Here is a 17879-nt window from a genome sequence, read left to right as displayed (position 1 = left end):
GGTACTCCGCGCGCATGACCGACCAGGTGGACCGGCTCAGCACGTACCGATCCATGCGCGACTTCGCCGCGACGCCAGAGCCGGCGGGCGAGCAGGTCGCGCCGGGTACCGGGCGGTTCGTCGTGCAGCGGCACCGGGCGCGGCGGCTGCACTACGACTTCCGGCTCGAGATCGACGGCGTGCTGGTGAGCTGGGCGGTGCCGAACGGCCCGTCACTGGACCCGAAGGCCCGGCAGCTGGCAGTCCACGTCGAGGACCACCCGATCGAGTACTTCGACTTCGAGGGCATCATCCCGCGCGGCGAGTACGGCGGTGGGGACGTCGTGGTCTGGGATTGGGGAACGTGGGAGCCTGCGCGCACCGAGGATCCGGCCGCCGCTGTCGCGGACGGCGAGCTGCACCTCGACATGCACGGCGAGAAGCTCGCCGGCCGGTTCGTGCTGGTCCGCACGGGTGAGGACCGCTCGGGCAAGGAGCGGTGGCTACTGCTGCACAAGAACGACGACCACGCCGTGCCGGGCTGGGACGCTGACGAGCACCCGCGGTCGGTCAAGAGTGGCCGCACCAACGACGAGGTGGCCGCCGACCCGGAGACCCTGTGGCGGGGCGATCTCCCCGCCGCCGAGGCCGCCGTCGCCATCGGCCGCAACCTGCCGACCTGGGATCCGCCGACGCCCGACGAGCTGGCCGCCCTCGACGCGCTGGGGCGCAAGGGCCGGTGGACGGTGCAGGGCCTCGACCTGCAGCTCACCAACCTGGACAAGGTGCTCTTCCCGGCGCGGGACGGCGAGCCGCCGGTGACCAAGCGCGATTTCGTCCGCTACCACGCGCAGGTCGCCCCGCACATGCTCCCGTTCCTCCACGACCGCCCGGTGAACCTGCACCGCTATCCCGACGGCGTCGACAAGCCTGGCTTCTGGCACAAGGAGATGCCCGACTACGCGCCCGAGTGGCTCACCCAGTGGCGCAACGAGGAGGCGGACCCGGGCGAGACGGTCTGCTACGCGGTGGTGGACAGCGTGGCGGCCCTCGCTTGGATGGCGAACTGGGGCGCGGTCGAGCTCAACGCGTGGACGTCCCGGTTGCCTGACGTCCACGAGCCGACGTGGGCGCTGATCGACGTCGATCCTGGCGAGCGCTCCTCCTTCGACGACGTCCTCGTGCTCGCCCGTCTCTACCGCACGGCGTTGCAGCATCTGGGTGTCACCGCTGCGCCGAAGGTGACCGGCAGGCGCGGCGTCCAGATCTGGGTTCCGGTGGCCGGCGGCTACACGTTCGCCGACACCCGCGGGTGGGTGGAGAAGATCTCGCGGGCCATCGGCCGCACCGTGCCGGACCTGATCAGCTGGGAGTGGCAGAAGGACCGCCGCCGCGGGCTCGCGCGCCTCGACTACACCCAGAACGCGATCAACAAGACGCTGATCGCGCCGTACAGCGCCCGACCCGCGCCTGGCGCCCCGGTCTCCGTGCCGATCACGTGGGACGAGCTCGACGACGCCGGCCTGCGCCCCGACCGCTGGACGATCCGCACCGTGTTCGACCGGGTGCGGGAGGCGGGCGACCCGCTCGCCGAGCTCATCGGCCGGCCGCAGCGGCTGCCGGAGCTGTGACGAACTGTCGGTGCCTCAACCCCGAGGTCGTCGGTTGGTCGAGGCGGGGGAACGTGGACTGCCGCCGCGCGACGGGTGTTGCGGCGCTGTTGCCGGGTCCCGTTCGCGGGTGGCCGCGCCCATGATCCGAAGTATCGGTTGCTCATGGTTGTGCCGGCAGCCATGAGCACCCGCTACTTGCGATCTTCGCGTCCATGATCCGGAGTTTCGGTTGCTCATGGTTGTGCGGGCAGCCGTGGACAACCGCTAGTTCGGATCATGCTCGCCGCCGGTCGAGCGGCCGGGGTGGCGCGATCGTGTCGGTCCATCGGGTCGGGGCTGGTCGGGCGGCTGCCGGTGGGCGCGCCGTTCCCGGCCCGGGCCCCCTGGTGCGCGCCCCGTGATCCGGGCCTTGCGTGTGTTCCCTCCGGTTCGCCTCGGCCCGTTGCCGTGCGGGGGTGGCTGGGTTGGGTGCACTACCGGACCCTGGGGTTGCGTGGGCGGCCGTCCCCGACTTGGGGGCACGCCTGTTCTCGACGAGACCGCCGCGGTTCGGGTGCCACGCGACCGGCTGTGGTCCCGACCCTCCACCCCAGCCCTCTCCCGGATGATCACGGCCAGACCACCCCAGGGACAGGGCCCGTGCGCAGGTCCATGATCAGCAGGAACGGGACGCCAGCCGCAGGTGGTGCAGCTCGGGTCCCGATTCCGCTGATCACGCCCCAGATTCCAGGGGTGGCCAGTGGGCGAGGATCGGGACCACAGCCAGTCAAGTGGCACCAAAATTGCGGTGGTTTCGTCGTGAACGGGCGTGCCCCCGCGTCGGGGACGGCTGCCCGAGCAACCACATGATTCGGTAGTGCACCCAACCCGGCCACCTCCATGAGGCGGGGGTTGAGGTGAACCGGCGGGAACACGACGGCGGCCGAGGGCTGGTGGGTGAGCGCCGGGTGGCCCGGGCCGGGAACGGCGCCCACGAAAGATCCCGGCACCCGGCGGCACCCTGGGGGCGCGTTCCGCGGAACGCACGATCAGCGGTTCGGCGCGAAGGCCGACGCCCCGCGTCGGGAAACGCGCCGGTCTGGTGATCACAGGCTTATGCCGGGTCGGCCAGGGCCCTGTGTCGCCCGGCGCGTTCGTTCTCGGCTGGCGCGTCCGGTCGACGGGGTGTCTGACCTGCGACGGGCTGCGTCGACCGGCACGGGTTGCGCCGGTGTCGGCGGCTCCGCCGTGCCGAGATGCTCCCCAGCCCTGCGATCAGAAGAACGATCACGAAGTCCGGCTGTAGTACCAGGGCCTAGTTCCTGGGTGTACGCAGGCCGTCGAGCAGCACGCGGGTCAGGTGGTCGTCGATGCGGGCGCCGCAGCGGCAGACCGCCACGTTGAGCACCCGCACCACCTCCGTCGGCGGTACGTCGGCGCGCAAGTCACCCTCGCGCTGCGAGTCCGCCGCGATTTCGGCGATCAGCGCGTTGACCTCGGCTTCCAGCTCGGCCAGTTCGGGGCGTCCCGCCTCATCGGTGATCAGGGACTTGGTCAGCGACAGCGGCAGTGCCACGCAGTGCTCCGCGATCCGCACCAGCGCCTCCCACGCAGGGGCCCGGCCGACCTCCGCGCGTGTGGCCGCAAGCAGTTCCCGCAACGTGTCGACCGCGATGTCCTCCAACAGCGCGCGCCGGTCGGGGAAGTGCCGGTACAGGGTGCCGACGCCCACCCCGGCCTCCCGTGCGATGTCCTCCATCGCCACGGCCTCGCCCCGCTCGCCGGCGAGCCGGAGGGCGGCGCTCGTGATCGCCGACCGATTGCGCCGCGCGTCTGCCCGCACCCGCGTCTCCCATCAACCGGAATACCCGATTCATCTTATGCTACCGTCGCGGAAGCGGAATCCCGAATTCACCTTGGAGGGGCAATGCGGATCGGCCTGTACGTCGGAGATCAGAGTGATCTCCAGTCCCAGATCGAACAGACGCGCGCAGCGGCCGAACACGGCCTGGCCAGCGTGTTCTTCAACCAGGTAATGGCGTGGGACCCACTCACCGTCGCAGCGCTCGCCGGCACGGCCGTGCCGGGGATCGAGCTGGGCACGGGCATCGTGCACACCTACCCGCGCCATCCGATCTCGCTGGCCGGACAGGCTCTCAGCGTGGCGGCCGCCACCGGCAACCGGTTCACCCTCGGCATCGGGCCGAGCCACAAGCCGTTCATCGAGGGCGTGTACGGCCTGTCCTACGACCGGCCCGCGAACCACACCCGCGAGTACCTGACCGCGCTGCGGGCCGAACTCTCGGGCACCGGCCACATCCGGGTACCGGGCGCGCAGCCGCCGTCGGTGCTGCTCTCCGCGCTCGGTCCGGTGATGCTGCGCATCGCGGGCGAACTGGCCGACGGCACGATCACAGTGTGGGCGACCCCGGCGACGATCGCCGACCACATCCGGCCGAAGATCGACGCGGTGGCGACGGATCCGCGTGTCGTGGCGGCGGTGATGCTGAGCGTGACCGCGAGACCGGACGCCGTGCGCGACGAGGCCGCCGGCGTGTTCGGCTTCGCGTCGGACTTCGCCAGCTACCGGACACTCCTCGATCGCCAGGGACAGCGCAACGTCGCGGAGACGATCGTCGCCGGAGACGAGGACACCGTCGCCGCCGCGGTCCGCGCCTACGCGGCCGCCGGCGCGACCGACGTGCTGGTCGGCCTCGTCGGCGACGACACCGAGAAGGCCAGGACGCTGAAGCTGGTCGGGGAACTGGCCGGCGCCCTGTAGGGGCTGCTACCGCACGGCGCGCGCGTCGGTAGCTCCGCGGGACACGCCCCAGGCCTACCTCCCCGGAGATGGGGTACAGCGTCGGGACCATCGAGTACGAGGAGGCGGAGTGAGCGCACCCGACAAGCATTCGGAGGCCGACCCTCCCGAGCCGGGCTTCGAGCACGACCCCGAGCGGGCCGAGGCATACGCGGAGGCGGTGGGGACCGACCCTTCACCGCAGGAGGTCGACACCTACCTGGAGATCGCGGGCGACGAGCCGCTCGGCGACGGGGCCGACGCGGAGCGCTGAGCAGTCCTCGGCGTTGTCAGGCCAGGAACGCCTGCAGGTCGTCGAGCACGCGAGACGCGCCGATCGGGCCGAGTCCGAGGAACCACACCTCGTCGTCCACGGGACGCGCGGTGCCGCGCTGCACGGCGCCGAGCCGGTTCCACAGCTCCCCACCGACCACCGAGCCTTCCGCGGTGCCGTCCTTCGGGCCGTAGCTGGAGTAGAAGATCCAGTCGGCGTCGGCCTCCGAGATCCGCTCCGGCGAGATCTCGGCGGCGAGATCCTGGATGTCCTGGTTCGGCGGGCGGGGGAGCCCGACGTCGCGCAGCACGACACCGACCATCGAGAGGTTGCCGTAGAGCCGGACGCGCTCGGGCATGAACCGCAGCAGCGAGATCGTCGGCGGCTGGGTGAACCGGGCCCGGATGGCGTCGGCGCGGCGCTGGTAGTCGTTGAGCAGCTCGGTGGCCTTGGTCTCCTCGCCGACCGCAGCGCCCGCGAGCAGCAGGTTCTCCTTCCACGGGAACCCGGGCCGGATGCTGAAGACGGTGGGGGCGATCGCCGACAGCCGGTCGTACAGCGCGTCGACCCGCAGCTGGCTGCCGATGATGAGATCCGGCTGCAGCGCGGCGATCGCCTCCAGCCGCAGCCCGTCGAGCGACCCGACGTTGGTGCTGCCCGCAAGCTGTGGCTGCAGGTAGGAGGGGATGGTGCCGTTCGGGCTCGCGGTGCCCACCGGCACGACGCCCAGCGCGAGCATCGCGTCGGTCTCCCCGGTGTCGAGCACGACCACCCGCTTGGGCTTCTGCTCGAGCCGGGTGGTGCCCCGTGCGTGGGTGATCGTGCGCGGGAACACGCCCGGCGCGGCGTCGGAGCCCAGCTTCGCGGTGGCCTCGTCGGCGGTGGAGAAGAGCCGGCCCCCGGTGGCCACGTCGGTGTTACCCGGGCCGCTCGATCCCGGGTCGGGCGCGCCACCGCATCCGGCCACCAGCGCCATGACCAGCGCCCCCGCCGCCGCCATCCGCCTCATCGAGCCTCCCTCTCCAGAACTGAGGAGAGGCTAACTTGTCTCTCCCGGTCGGGCGGCACCGGTGCTCCAGGCGGGCGAGCCGTGTGTTCTGCGACGGCCCGTGGGTACGTCGTAGGAGTCCCGGCAGTCGCCGACGACGAGGAGGCAGCAACACGATGACCACGACGGAGACCGGTCAGGTCACCGGCACCAAGGACAAGGACTACAACATCATCTGGTTCACCGAGGCGTGCCTGAGCAACGCGCTGCGCCTCGAGACCTACATCCAGGACGCCGAGCGGGAGGGCGACAACGAGCTCGCCGAGTTCTTCCGGAAGGCGCAGAGCGAGAGCCGCAAGGGTGCGGAGCAAGGCAAGCAGCTGCTCAGCAGGCGAATCAGCTGATACCGCGCTGCCCCGGCCCGCCGACGACGAACCACGTCGGCGGGCCGTTGCCTGTTCACGCCCGGCGAGCCATATGCCCTGGAGGAACGTCTACGGTTCGGCCCCTCGGCTGGATAGATTCCCACCATGCTCACGGTGCGCGCTCTTCTCGCCGACCCGGCGCTCGAGCTGCGCCTGCTCGTACCGGGGACGGAAGGTGCGCTGGACGCCGAGGTCGTGTGGGTGCACAACACCGAGCTGCCCGACCCGTCCCGGTACGTGCGCGAGCACGAGCTCGTGCTGACCAACGGTCTGTGGCTGGAGACGGCGGAGCCTGCCGGCTTCGTTGCCGGTGCCCGGCGGGCCGGCGCAGCGGGAGTCGTGTTCGGGTTGCGCGCCGAGCGGACGAGCACGCCGGAGGAACTGGTCGAGGCCTGCCGGTCCGCGGGCCTGCCGTTGCTGGAGATCTCGGTAGACGTGCCGTTCACGGCGATCACGCGGGCGGCCGCGGCCAGCTACGCCGCCGAGCGCCAGGAGGCGCTCGTCGGGCTGGTGCGCCGGGGCAACGCGCTCGCCACGGCGATCTCGCACGGGGCGGGCGCGTCCGGGGTGCTCGCGGTGCTGCGCCGCGACCACGACCTCCCGCTCGCTGTCGTCGACCGGATGGGACGTCTGCTCGGCGCGGCCGGCGCTGAGCTCGACACCGAGCAGGCGGGCACCGCGGCGCGGGCGCTCGCCCGCCGCCCGCGGCCCCTCGAAGTGGACCTCGGCTCCGCGGGCCGGGCCACGATCTACCCGGTGGGTGCGGTCGGCGACGTCGACGCCGCCCTGCTGTGCCTGCGGCCGGTCACGGAGCTGGACCGGGAGGAACGCGACGCGTTGGAGCAGGCGGCGCGGTTCCTGTCCCTCGAGGTCGCGCGCCAGCAGACCGTGCAGGCCATCGAGCAGCGCTTCGCCAGCGAGCTGCTGGACATGGTGCTCTCCGGCGCGCACCGGGCCGCGGAGGTGCCGGGCAGACTGCGGGCCTTCGGCGTCGACCCGGACGCGCCGCTCGCGGTGTGTGCCGTCGCCTTCCGCTCCGGCGATCCGACGCTCCCCGGCATCGTCGAGGCGATCACCGACTTCTTCCTCGCCGAGAGCCTCCCCGCCCTCGTCGCGGGCGGCAGCCAGGACGTCGTGGCCGTGCTGCCGTGGCGGCGGCCGCCGTCGGACCTGTCGGCGCTCGCCACGCGCCTCGTCGCCGCGCTGGACTCGCGCTTCGCCGATCGCGACCCCGTTGCGGGGATCGGCGGCACTGCGGCGGACGCAGCGGAGCTGCGCCGGCCGCTGGCGCAGGCCAGGGAGGCGGTGCGGGTGCTTCGCGCGCGGCGCGGCGGCCCGGGTGTCACCACGTTCGACTCGCTTGGTGGCTACCGGCTCCTGCTGGGCCTCCAGGAGCCCGAGCAACTGCACCGGTTCGCCGCGAACGTGCTCGGCCCGTTGCGCGAGCACGACGGCCGCCGCGGCGGAGAGCTGGAGGCGACCCTGCGGGCGTTCCTCGACCACGACGGTCACTGGGCGGCCACCGCCGAGGCGCTCTACGTGCACGTCAACACCCTGCGCAACCGCCTGTCGCGCATCGCGGAGCTCACGGGCAGGGACGTCGGCCGCACCGCCGACCGGGTGGACCTCTTCCTCGCGCTGGAGGCCGCCTCAGTCGGGAAAGACCTCCGCTGAGACCTCAGGGCGTTCGGGGTGGCGCACGCGCAGAGCGGGGTCCGACAGCGCCGCTTCCGCCACGTCCCGGCATCGGGCGAAGCGGACGTCGCCGCGGTCGAGCGCGAACTCGATCAGCTTCCGCAGCGCGACGATCCGGCTCGGCCGCCCGGACAGGAACGGGTGGACGCACAGGTTGAACAGGCACTGGTACTGCCGCATCGCGTCCAGTTCGTCGCACCACATCCCCAGCACCGTCGACGGTGCGGTGATCACCGAGCCGACCTGCGGCGCGGGTAGGAACGCGTACTGCTCCCAGTCGTCGAGCGACCAGTGCACCGGCAGCTCCGCGATCTCGCCGCCTCCGGCCGCGAGCCGGTAGGGCCGGTCGTCGGCCATGAGCGACGAGTCGTAGCGCAGGCCGTGCTCGGCCACCAGAACAGGGGTCTGCCAGGTCGCCTCCCACATCGCCGCGCGGTGGCCGCTGATCGGGATGCCCTGCTCGGCGAACACCGCGAGCGCCCGTTCGAAGTCGGCGCGTTCCTCGGCCGCCGTCATCCACGTCGGCGGCCGGTGGGAGTACGAGTGGTGCGCCACCTCGTGGCCGCGCTCCACGATCGAGGCAGCCAGGCCGGGTCGCTGCTGAGCCACCCACCCCGGCACGAAGAACGTGGCGGGCACCGCGAGCTCGTCGAGCAGGTCCAGGATCCGGGGCACGCCGACCTCCGGCCCATACGCCTGGTGCGACATCGTCGACATGTGATCGGCGAAGGAGCGGCCCGCGGCGAGGACGGGGGTCTCCGCGTCGACGTCGAAGGTGAGGGTCGCGACGGCCGCCGCGCCGCCGTGCCAGCTTCCGGTCATGACCGCCGACCCTGCCCCGCCAGCACCTCCACGGCGAGCGGGGACGGCGCGCCGCGGTTGATCCCGACCAGGTCCATGGGGCACGACGACACCACGACCACGGCGTCCAGCTCCGCTCGGAAGGTGATCGCGTCGCCGGCACTCGTCGGCGCGGACAGCCACGTCAGGGACCCGTCGGCGCCGACGGGGATCCGCATGAACACGTTGATCGGCTGCGGGGTCGGGCCTGCGTAGGGGTGGCCCACGGCGGCGAGGGCCTCCCACATGTTGGTGGCGCAGGACCGGTGGTCCGGAGCGCCCAGCTGGGCGTAGCGCGGCGGGTCGCAGGCGGCGATCAGCATGTCGTGCTGGCCAGGGGAGGTGTCCGCGACGAGCGTGAGGATCGGGCGCCTGCGGTCGGTGACGAACTGCTCCCCGAGGGCGGGGAACAGCCGTCGGGTGTGCGTCCGCGTGTGGGCTGCGCTGTGATGCTCGTCGGGGACGTCCGTGGCGAACGCGAAGACGTCGCCGACCTGCCCGCCTGCCAGGTCGACGATCCGGACCAGCTCGCCGGCCCGTACGCGCACCGCCCGCCCCGCGCCGCCGGGAACCTCGAAGCGCCGGGTGATCGTGTCGGTCTGCATGCCCTCACCCAACCTCCCGCGCGGGCGGCTGGGCGAGAGCGGAACCTCCATCGAGCGAGCTGCTCACTGGGTGAAGCTCCAAGGCGCTTCGTGACCACGTTCTGTCAAGTTTCGATGCGATGCTCGTCGCGTGTACGAAACCGAACCGGAGCTCCGGGAGCTGCAGACCCTCATCGACGCCTCGCTCGGCCGGTCGACCGCGCACCTGCAGTCGATCATCACCGGCGAGCGCAGCCTGAGCGCCGAGCAGATGACGCGGGTGCTCACCGGGATGTGCGTCCTCGTGCTGTCCACGGTCACCGCGAAGGGCGAGCCGCGCGTCAGCGCCGTCGACGGGCACTTCCTGCACGGCCGATGGGTGTTCGGCACGGCGCGCAGCGCCGCCAAGGCGCGGCACCTGCGGGTGCGGCCGGCGGCGAGCGCCGCGCACCTGCGCGGGGAGGAGCTCGGGGTGTTCGTCCACGGCGCGGTGGAGGAACTCACGCCGGTGAACGGGCAGCCGCACCCCGACTGGCCGCCGATCCACGAGTACCTGCGCGGGTTCTACGGCGACATGTCGTTCGACTTCGACGTCGTCTACTACCGGCTGCGGCCGACCTGGATGACGGTGTACGCAACCGATCCGGCCGGGCTCCTCGCGCAGGCGTCGTAGAACAGGGGGTCACGCCGGGTGCACCCGGCCGAGGAAGTCGCGCGACAGCGCGACGATGTCGTCGAGGTGCGTCTCGAGCGCCCAGTGCCCGGCGTCGAGCAGGTGTAGCTCGGCGCCGGGCAGGTCGCGCAAGTAGGCGCGGGCGGCGCCCTCGGGCATGTAGCCGTCGTGGGGGCCCCACGCGATCAGCGTGGGCGGCCGGTGCTCGCGCAGGTACGCCTGCTGCCGCGGGAACCACGCCTGTGTCGACCCCTGGTCGGCCAGCAGTCGGACCAGGTGCTCGCGCCGGCCGTGGCGCTCCACGAGTGCCCAATGCAACGTCCACAGGTCCGGGCTGATCTGCTCGACCTGGTGCTCGGGGACCTCGCCGATGAACTCGTCGCGGAACCCCTCCTCGCTCACCGCGGCCCGCAGCCGGTCCCGGCCCTCCGGGGTGGGGTCGTCCCAGAACGCCTTCAGCGGCGCGTACTTCGGGCCGTGTTCCTCTGGGTAGATGTCGCCGTTCTGCAGGATGAGCCCCGCCACCCGCTCCGGGGAGCTCATCGCCAGCCGCAGGCCGAACTGGGACCCGTAGTCGTGCAGGTAGATCGCGTACCGCTTCATCCCAAGCGCGTCGACGAAGCGGCGCAGGTACTGGGCGTACGCGTCGAACGTGTAGGGGAAGCGGTCCGGCTCGGGGGTCGCGCTGTGGCCGAACCCGGGGTGGTCGGGTGCGACGAGGCGCCAGCGGTCGCCCAGCGCCGCCATGTAGTGGCGGAACTGGAACGACGAGCACGGGTAGCCGTGCGGCAGCACGACGGCAGGGGCGTCCGCCGGGCCCGCCTCCCGGTAGAAGATCTCGATGCCGTCCACGTCGACGCGGCGATGGGCGACCGGAACCATGGGTCCTCCTCGTGTCGGTGTCCGTCACGAGGTGGGTAGCCCTGGTCGGTAAGGCGTAAACCTCTTAATCAACCATTACGCCAGCGCTGGACGTTCTCCAGCGTCACGCGCGGGGAGAGCATCGAGCGGTCGAAGCGCTCCAGCGGTGTCCCGGCGCCGAGCCTGCGGGGCAGGTCGGGGTTGGCGAGCGCGCCGCGGGCCACGGCGAGCAGGTCCGCGTGCCCGTCGGCGAGCACCTGTTCGGCCTGGCGCGGGTCGTGCATACCGCCGTTGGCGATCACCGGCAGGCCGGTCGCGCTGCGGGCGAGCGCCGTGGTCGTGCACCCGCCGTCGAGCACCGCCGTCTCCAGGAAGGTGCGGCCCTCGCTGGCGATGTGCAGGTAGTCGGCCCGCGCGTCCGCCAGTGCGGTGTAGATGGTCTCCGCCTCCCGCCGGCCGCCTGGCCAGCGGTACTCGAAGTCGTTGACCTTGGTCTGCGACAGCCGGACGCCGACGAGGAACTCGGACCCGACCGCGGCGCGGACGGCGCCCGTCACCTCGGCGGAGAGCCGCACCCGGTTCGCGACCGAACCGCCGTAGGCGTCGGTGCGCCGGTTGGTGTACTCGGTGAGGAACTGGTCGAGCAGGTAGCCGTTGGCGGCGTGGATCTCGACGCCGTCGAAGCCCGCCTCTCGGGCCCGCAGCGCCGAGGCGGCGAACCCCTCGACGATCCGCTCCAGGTCGTGGACGCCGAGCTCGGCCGGAATCGGCCACGGCCCGCTGCCGCCGTACTCGGGCATCATCTCCGCGCGCGGCTGCACGGCCGAGGGGCCGACGGTGCCGGTGCGGTGTGGGTTGCCCTGCGACAGCGCGCCGGCGTGCATCAGCTGGGCGATCATCACGGCGCCCGCGGCGTGCACGCGCCGGGTCACGGCCCGCCAGCCGTCGACGTGTGCGTCGGTGGCGAGCCCTGGCTGGTTGTCGTAGCCCTGGCTGTACTCGGTGTCCGGGTAGGTGCCCTCGGTGACGATCAGGCCGAACCCGCCCTCGGCGAACTCGGCGTAGTAGTCGGCCATCTCCGGGGTCGGTACGCCGTCGGGGGTCGCCGAGGTGCGGGTCATGGGTGCCACGGCCATCCGGTTGCGCAGGATGTGGACGCCGAGCCGGGTCGGGGCGAGTGCGGGGTGGGTGGTCGCTGTCGTCATGCACTCCAGTCAAGCTGCGCGCCGACCGGACGACGATGGATGAATCTCCATTGCCTCCGGCGAGGCCTGGAGGAATCTCTCCACAGATCACGCACGGGGTGCGAGCACGGCGTCGGCGAGGGTGTCCATCGGCGCTCCGATGTGCTGCGGAGCCGGGCGGAAGAGCGTGTCGCCGAGGGCCTTCACCGCGGCCGGGATCTCCCGCAGCCAGCCGTAGACCGTGGCCGTGCGCCGCGCGCTCAGGCTCGCGTCGCCCACGCCGGTGGCGTCGATGCCGGCGGCGCCGCAGAGGACGATCGCCCGCGGCAGGTGGAACTCCTGCGTGACGACGATCGCCGAACGCACGCCGTACACCTCGCGCGCCCGCACGCACGAGTCCCACGTGCGGAACCCTGCCGCGTCGCCGACGATCTTGCCGTCGGGGACGCCCGCGGCGAGCAGGTAGGTGCGCATCGCTACGGGTTCCTCGTCCGCGCCGCTCACCAGTACCGCGTCCACGGTGCCCCGGTGGTAGAGGTCGGCGGCGATGTCCAGGCGCCTGGCGAGCAGCAGGGTCGGGCGTCCGTCGCGGCGCAACCCGGCGCCGAGCACGAGCGCGATCGGGCGTGCCTCCGCCCGATCGACGGTGGTGCGCCTGCCGTCGGTGGACGCGGCGAACCAGGCCAATGGCGTAGCGACGAGCACCGGCGCCAGCAGCGCCAGGAGGACCCAGGGTTTCCGGCTCACGCCTTCCAGTCTGCCGGGATCTCCCTGTGGATCTCGTCAAGCCAGATGCGGGCCGACATGTCCGAGGGCGCCCGCCAGTCGCCCCGCGGCGAGAGCGACCCGCCAGCCGCCACCTTCGGCCCGTTCGGCAGCGCCGACCGCTTGAACTGGCTGAAGCCGTAGAAGCGCTGCGCGAACACCTCCAGCCAGTGCTTGATCTCCGCCAGCGTGTAGGAGGGTCGCTCGTCCTCGGGGAACCCGACCGGCCAGTCGCCGAGCCGCGGGTCGTGCCATGCGTGCCAGGCGAGGAAGGCGATCTTCGAGGGGCGGAAGCCGAAGCGCAGGACGTGGAAGAGCGAGAAGTCCTGGAGCGAGTACGGCCCGACCTTCGCCTCGCTGCTCTGCACCTCCTCGTCCTCGCCCGCGGGCACCAGCTCGGGTGTGATCTCGGTGTCGAGGACGTCGGTGAGCACCGCGTTCACGTCGTCGTCGAACTGCTTCGACGACACGACCCATCGGATGAGGTGCTGGATCAGCGTCTTCGGCACCCCGCCGTTGACGTTGTAGTGCGACATCTGGTCGCCCACGCCGTACGTCGACCAGCCCAGCGCCAGCTCGGAGAGGTCGCCGGTGCCCAGCACGATCCCGCCGCGTTGGTTGGCCGCCCGGAAGAGGTAGTCGGTGCGCAGCCCGGCCTGCACGTTCTCGAACGTCACGTCGTACACCGGCTCGCCGTGGGAGAACGGGTGCTCGAGGTTCTTCAGCATCAACCGCGCCGTCTCGGTGATGTCGAGCTCGGTGAACGTGATCCCGAGGGTCTCCGCCAGCCGGGTGGCGTTGCCCTTGGTGCGGGTGCCCGTCGCGAAGCCCGGCAGCGTGAAGCCGAGGATGTCGCTGCGCGGGCGCCCCTCCCGGTCCATCGCCTTCGCCGCGACGATCAACGCGTGCGTGGAGTCCAGCCCGCCGGACACGCCGATGACGATCTTCGGCTGCCCGATCGCCCGCATCCGCTGTTCCAGACCCGCGACCTGGATGCTGTAGGCCTCGTAGCAGTCCTGCTCGAGGCGCGTCTCGTCGGACGGCACGAACGGGAACCGCTCGACCTCCCGGCGGAACCCGATGTCCCCGCCCGGCGGTTCCAGGCGGAACCCGACCTGCCGGAACGCGTCGGTGCGCTGGGCGTGGTGGCGCCGGTTGTCGTCGAACGTGCCCATCCGCAGCCGCTCGGCACGCAGCAGGTCCAGGTCGACATCGGCCACCGAGCGGCGCGGGCCGATCGGGAACCGCTCGGTGTCGGCGAGCAGCACCCCGTTCTCCCAGATCATGGTCTGGCCGTCCCACGACAGGTCGGTGGTGGACTCGCCCTCACCCGCGGCCGAGTAGACGTACGCCGCCAGGCAGCGCGACGACGCCGACCGCGCGAGCAGGCACCGGTCCTCCGCGCGGCCCACCGTGATGGGACTCCCGGAGATGTTGGCGAGCACGGTGGCCCCGGCGAGCGCGGCCTCCGCGCTGGGCGGGATCGGGACCCACATGTCCTCGCACACCTCGGCGTGCAGCACGAACCCCGGCACGTCCTCGGCGGCGAAGAGCAGGTCCGGCCCGAACGGCACCTCCGACTCGCCGATCCGGATCGTGCCGCGCACGTCGTCGCCGGGCGCCACCTGCCGCCGCTCGTAGAACTCCCGGTACGTCGGCAGGTACGACTTCGGCGCCACCCCGAGCACCCGGCCACGGTGGATGACGACCGCCGTGTTGTAGATCCGGTGCCGGTACCGCAGCGGGGCCCCCACGACGAGCACCGGGAGCAGGTCGGCCGAGCCGGCCAGCAGCTCCAGCAGCGCTTCCTCGACCGTGTCCAGAAGCGTGTCCTGCATCAGGATGTCCTCGATCGAGTACCCCGAGAGCGTCAGCTCGGGGAACACAGCGAGCCCCACGCCCTCGTCGTGGCACTCCCGTGCCGACCGCAGCACGGCTTCCGCGTTCGCAGCGGGCTGGGCGATCGAGGTGCGGATCGTGCAGGAGGCGACCCGGAGGAACCCGTGCTGGTAGGGGGAGCGGAAGTCCACCCGACGAGTCTGCCGGAGGGGGATCAGGCGTGCAGCATCCCCGCCCTCAGTCCAGCATGATCAGATCGACCTCATGGGTCTGTGGAGCTTGGGCCGGGACGCATAGCGTCGACTTGATCATGTCGCGCGCGGCTTGGGCGCGCCGTTCCCGGCCCCCAGCGCCTGGGGGCCGTTCTCGCACTCGCCCTGGCTTCCCACGTGTTCGCACCCGTTCGCTGCGTTGGGATGGACTCGAGGGTCAGGTTCGCGGGAGTGCCCATGATCGGCAGGATCGGGACACAGCGCTCGCATATGAGCGTCATGTCCCGGTTCTGCTGATCTTGGCCGTGTGTTGTTGCGGCGGCTGGCCCGAGATCACCGCAAGTGGTGTGGGAGCGTCAGAAATGTCGCTCCCACACCACTCCTGGCGATCATCGCCACTCTTCCGCCCGGCCGGACCCCTCAACCCGGCCGGGCGGCGGTCACCGGTCAGCTGCCGGCAAGCGCGACCGGGGTCTGGGCGTCCGGGAGGTCGAACTGGGTGCGGTGCAGCTCGGCGTAGCGCCCGTCGCGAGCGAGGAGCTCGGTGTGGGTGCCGCGCTCGATGACCCGGCCGGCCTCGAGCACGAGGATCTGGTCGGCGGCCCGGATGGTGGACAGCCGGTGGGCGATCACGATGGCCGTGCGGCCCTGGAGGGCCTCGCCCAGCGCCTCCTGCACCGCGGCCTCGGATGTGGAGTCGAGGTGGGCGGTGGCCTCGTCGAGCACGACGACCCGCGGCTTCGCCAGCAGCAGGCGGGCGATGGTGAGCCGTTGGCGTTCGCCACCGGACAGGCGGTAGCCGCGCTCGCCGACGACCGTCTCGAGGCCGTCGGGCAGCGACGCGACGAGCTCGCCCAGCCGGGCGCGTTCCAACGCGCTCCAGAGCTCGGCCTCGCTCGCTCCCGGTGCGGCGAGCAGCAGGTTGGAGCGGATCGACTCGTGGAAGAGGTGCCCGTCCTGCGTGACGAGGCCCAGCGCCCCGCGGATCGTGTCGAACGACAGGTCGCGCACGTCGACGCCGCCGATCTCGATCGCGCCCGAGTCGACGTCGTAGAGGCGGGGGAGCAGCTGCGCGATCGTGGACTTGCCCGCCCCCGACGAACCGACGAGCGCGATCATCTGGCCAGGCTCTGCCCGGAACGAGACGTCGTGCAGCACCTGCTCGCCGCCGCGGGAGTCGAGCCGCGCCACCTCCTCGAGGGACGCCAGCGACACCTTGTCGGCCGACGGGTAAGCGAAGTCGACGGCGCCGAACTCCACCGACAGCGGGCCGTCGGGCAGCGGGACCGGGTGCTCCGGCTCTGCGACCAGCGGCGGCAGGTCGAGCACCTCGAACACCCGCTCGAAGCTCACCAGCGCGCTCATCACCTCGACCCGGGCGCTGGCCAGCGCCGTGAGCGGCGCGTACAGGCGGGTGAGCAGCAGTGCGAGCGCCACGATGTCGCCGGAGCTCGCGCCGCCGGACAGCGCCAGCCACCCGCCCACGCCGTAGACGAGCGCGAGCGCCAGCGCGGACACGAGCGTGAGCGCCGAGACGAACACCCACTGCACCATTGCGGTGCGCACGCCGATGTCGCGGACGCGGGCGGCGCGCGCGACGAACTCGCGCGTCTCCTCGGCGGGCCGGCCGAACAGCTTGATGAGCGTGGCGCCAGGCGCGGAGAAGCGCTCCGTCATCTGCGTGCCCATGGCGGCGTTGTGGTCGGCCGCCTCCCGCTCGAGAGAGGCGAGCTTGCCGCCCATCCGTCGCGCAGGCAGGACGAACAGCGGCAGCAGCACGAGGGCGAGCAGGGTGACCTGCCACGACAGGCTCAGCATCACCCCGAGCGTGAGCGCGAGCTGCACGACGTTGCCGACCACGCCCGAGAGCGTGTCGCTGAAGGCTCGCTGGGCGCCGATGACGTCGTTGTTGAGCCTGCTCACCAGCGCCCCGGTGCGGGTGCGGGTGAAGAACGCGACGGGCTGGCGCTGGACGTGGTCGAACACGGCGGCCCGCAGGTCGAGGATGAGCCCCTCACCGAGCGATGCCGACAGCCAGCGCTGCAGGATGCCGCCACCCGCCTCCGCGACAGCGATCACGGCGATCAGGACGGCGAGCCCGATCACGGCCCCGACCGGCCCGCCACGGTTGATGACGTCGAAGACCCGCCCCGCGAGGACGGGCGTGGCTACGGCGAGGGCCGCAACGACGACGCTGACCAGCAGGAACGCGCCGATGCGCCGGCGGTGGGGCTGCGCGAACGCCCCGATCCGGCGCAGCGTTGCGGCCGAGAACGGCCGCTTCTCCTCCTCGGCGTGGGCAGCCCGGTATACCGAGTGCCACGCCACCATCTCCATGCTCACGTGCCGCTCCTGTTCCTCGCCGTCCGGCCCGCCGCCTCTACGACCGCTCCGCCCGGTGAAACTCATCGGTCGTCCGGACGCGGTCATTGTGGTGAGGGGGTCCGACAGTTCTGGTCCGAGTTCGCCTCGGCTGCTCGCGGACGACCGTAGGAGTTGAAGTCAGGTACAGGTCAAGGCTGCGACCGCGGGGCGCCCGACACCCGCAACGGTCCGCGCCCGGCGAGCGAGTGAACGAGCGACATCACGTCGACCGGGGGAGCGGACGTTGCTCGTGGGTTGGATCGCCATCGCCGCCGTCGTACTGGAGATCATCGGACTGGCGGTCGGGGTCATCATGTGGGGCGCGCCGGCGCTGTTCGTCGGCGGGCCCGTGCTGTTCGCGACCGTGGTCGTGGCCGTCGTGGTGTGGACGCTGGTGATCCCGCAGCGGATGCTGCGCGCCCGAGTGGAAGGGCTGCCGCTGCGGGGCGCTCCCGCGGGATGGAGGGCGGCACAAGAGTTCCACCATCCTCCGTCCGGATCCGGCTCCAGCTCTGGCGTCGATCCGACCCCGCGCGGGTCCGCGTGGCCATCGGACGGTGATCTCGCCGCGGACCACGCAGGGCATCACGGCTGGCACGGCTCGTCCGATGGTGGGTGGTCGGGCGACAGCTCGGGATCCTCGTCGGACAGCACCTCGTCCAGCTCGTCCGGCTCGTCCGACAGCTCGTCGTCGAGTTCGTCGAGTTCCTCGGACAGCTCGTCGAGCTCCTCGTAGGCGACGGCCGGCCGGGTGACCACCCTTGACCCGGGTGGGTGACGCGGATCACTCTCTGGGTCCGAATC

General features: G+C 71.8%; 16 protein-coding genes. 6 read left to right on the top strand and 10 right to left on the bottom strand.

Annotated features, from left to right (window positions below):
- The first annotated feature begins 14 nt into the window (after window positions 1-14).
- Window positions 15-1610, top strand: coding sequence for a DNA polymerase ligase N-terminal domain-containing protein (locus K1T35_RS38320; RefSeq protein ID WP_220256590.1), 1596 nt, complete (start codon window positions 15-17; stop codon window positions 1608-1610).
- 1276 nt (window positions 1611-2886) lie between these two features.
- On the opposite strand, the gene K1T35_RS38315 is transcribed toward K1T35_RS38320, so the two are convergent.
- On the bottom strand, window positions 2887-3414 hold the full coding sequence (locus K1T35_RS38315) for a TetR/AcrR family transcriptional regulator (RefSeq protein ID WP_220256589.1): 528 nt from the start codon (window positions 3412-3414) through the stop codon (window positions 2887-2889).
- An 84-nt stretch (window positions 3415-3498) separates the two neighbouring features.
- On the opposite strand from K1T35_RS38315, the gene K1T35_RS38310 reads away from it, so the two are divergent.
- Window positions 3499-4353 carry a TIGR03564 family F420-dependent LLM class oxidoreductase gene (locus tag K1T35_RS38310; protein WP_220256588.1) on the top strand — a complete coding sequence of 285 codons (855 nt, stop codon included), beginning with the start codon at window positions 3499-3501 and terminating at the stop codon, window positions 4351-4353.
- A 109-nt stretch (window positions 4354-4462) separates the two neighbouring features.
- Window positions 4463-4645, top strand: coding sequence for a hypothetical protein (locus K1T35_RS38305; protein ID WP_220256587.1), 183 nt, complete (start codon window positions 4463-4465; stop codon window positions 4643-4645).
- A 16-nt stretch (window positions 4646-4661) separates the two neighbouring features.
- On the opposite strand, the gene K1T35_RS38300 is transcribed toward K1T35_RS38305, so the two are convergent.
- Complete coding sequence (locus K1T35_RS38300; protein WP_220256586.1) at window positions 4662-5654, bottom strand: ABC transporter substrate-binding protein; 993 nt, start codon at window positions 5652-5654, stop codon at window positions 4662-4664.
- 155 nt (window positions 5655-5809) lie between these two features.
- Here K1T35_RS38300 and K1T35_RS38295 point away from each other — a divergent pair, with 155 nt between their 5' ends.
- Both K1T35_RS38295 and K1T35_RS38290 read left to right on the top strand, forming a co-directional pair.
- On the top strand, window positions 5810-6037 hold the full coding sequence (locus K1T35_RS38295; RefSeq protein WP_220256585.1) for a hypothetical protein: 228 nt from the start codon (window positions 5810-5812) through the stop codon (window positions 6035-6037).
- 126 nt (window positions 6038-6163) lie between these two features.
- A complete protein-coding gene (locus K1T35_RS38290) occupies window positions 6164-7732 on the top strand; it encodes a PucR family transcriptional regulator (RefSeq protein ID WP_220256584.1) in 1569 nt (522 codons plus the stop codon).
- Here K1T35_RS38290 and K1T35_RS38285 read toward each other — a convergent pair.
- Window positions 7709-8575 carry a polysaccharide deacetylase gene (locus K1T35_RS38285; protein ID WP_220256583.1) on the bottom strand — a complete coding sequence of 289 codons (867 nt, stop codon included), beginning with the start codon at window positions 8573-8575 and terminating at the stop codon, window positions 7709-7711. The genes K1T35_RS38290 and K1T35_RS38285 overlap by 24 nt on opposite strands.
- On the bottom strand, window positions 8572-9198 hold the full coding sequence (locus K1T35_RS38280) for a DUF1989 domain-containing protein (RefSeq protein ID WP_220256582.1): 627 nt from the start codon (window positions 9196-9198) through the stop codon (window positions 8572-8574). The genes K1T35_RS38285 and K1T35_RS38280 overlap by 4 nt, the downstream gene beginning before the upstream one ends.
- A 130-nt stretch (window positions 9199-9328) precedes the next feature.
- Between K1T35_RS38280 and K1T35_RS38275 the strand changes: the two genes are divergently transcribed.
- The gene (locus tag K1T35_RS38275; protein WP_220256581.1) at window positions 9329-9850 is read left to right on the top strand and encodes a pyridoxamine 5'-phosphate oxidase family protein; all 522 of its coding nucleotides are present in this window, start codon (window positions 9329-9331) and stop codon (window positions 9848-9850) included.
- Between the two features lie 9 nt (window positions 9851-9859).
- Here K1T35_RS38275 and K1T35_RS38270 read toward each other — a convergent pair whose 3' ends face one another.
- From K1T35_RS38270 to K1T35_RS38245, 6 genes are all read right to left on the bottom strand, one after another.
- Window positions 9860-10732, bottom strand: a complete 873-nt coding sequence (locus K1T35_RS38270) for an alpha/beta fold hydrolase (RefSeq protein ID WP_220256580.1) — start codon at window positions 10730-10732, stop codon at window positions 9860-9862.
- Window positions 10733-10800: 68 nt separating this feature from the next.
- Window positions 10801-11916, bottom strand: coding sequence for a tRNA-dihydrouridine synthase (locus tag K1T35_RS38265; RefSeq protein WP_220256579.1), 1116 nt, complete (start codon window positions 11914-11916; stop codon window positions 10801-10803).
- An 87-nt stretch (window positions 11917-12003) separates the two neighbouring features.
- Window positions 12004-12642 carry a vancomycin high temperature exclusion protein gene (locus K1T35_RS38260; protein WP_255621185.1) on the bottom strand — a complete coding sequence of 213 codons (639 nt, stop codon included), beginning with the start codon at window positions 12640-12642 and terminating at the stop codon, window positions 12004-12006.
- Window positions 12639-14690: an NAD(+) synthase gene (locus tag K1T35_RS38255; protein WP_220256578.1), complete on the bottom strand. Its 2052-nt coding sequence runs from the start codon at window positions 14688-14690 to the stop codon at window positions 12639-12641. Before K1T35_RS38255 ends, K1T35_RS38260 begins: the two co-directional genes overlap by 4 nt.
- Before the next feature lie 468 nt (window positions 14691-15158).
- Window positions 15159-17042 (bottom strand): ABC transporter ATP-binding protein, encoded by a 1884-nt coding sequence (locus K1T35_RS38250; protein ID WP_220263113.1) that lies wholly within the window; start codon window positions 17040-17042, stop codon window positions 15159-15161.
- A gap of 618 nt (window positions 17043-17660) precedes the next feature.
- The gene (locus tag K1T35_RS38245; RefSeq protein WP_220256577.1) at window positions 17661-17834 is read right to left on the bottom strand and encodes a hypothetical protein; all 174 of its coding nucleotides are present in this window, start codon (window positions 17832-17834) and stop codon (window positions 17661-17663) included.
- Between the last annotated feature and the right edge of the window lie 45 nt (window positions 17835-17879).

The sequence above is a fragment of the Pseudonocardia sp. DSM 110487 genome (assembly GCF_019468565.1).
In the GTDB taxonomy this organism is placed as follows: domain Bacteria; phylum Actinomycetota; class Actinomycetes; order Mycobacteriales; family Pseudonocardiaceae; genus Pseudonocardia.
This window is presented reverse-complemented; position numbering and strand designations above follow the sequence as displayed.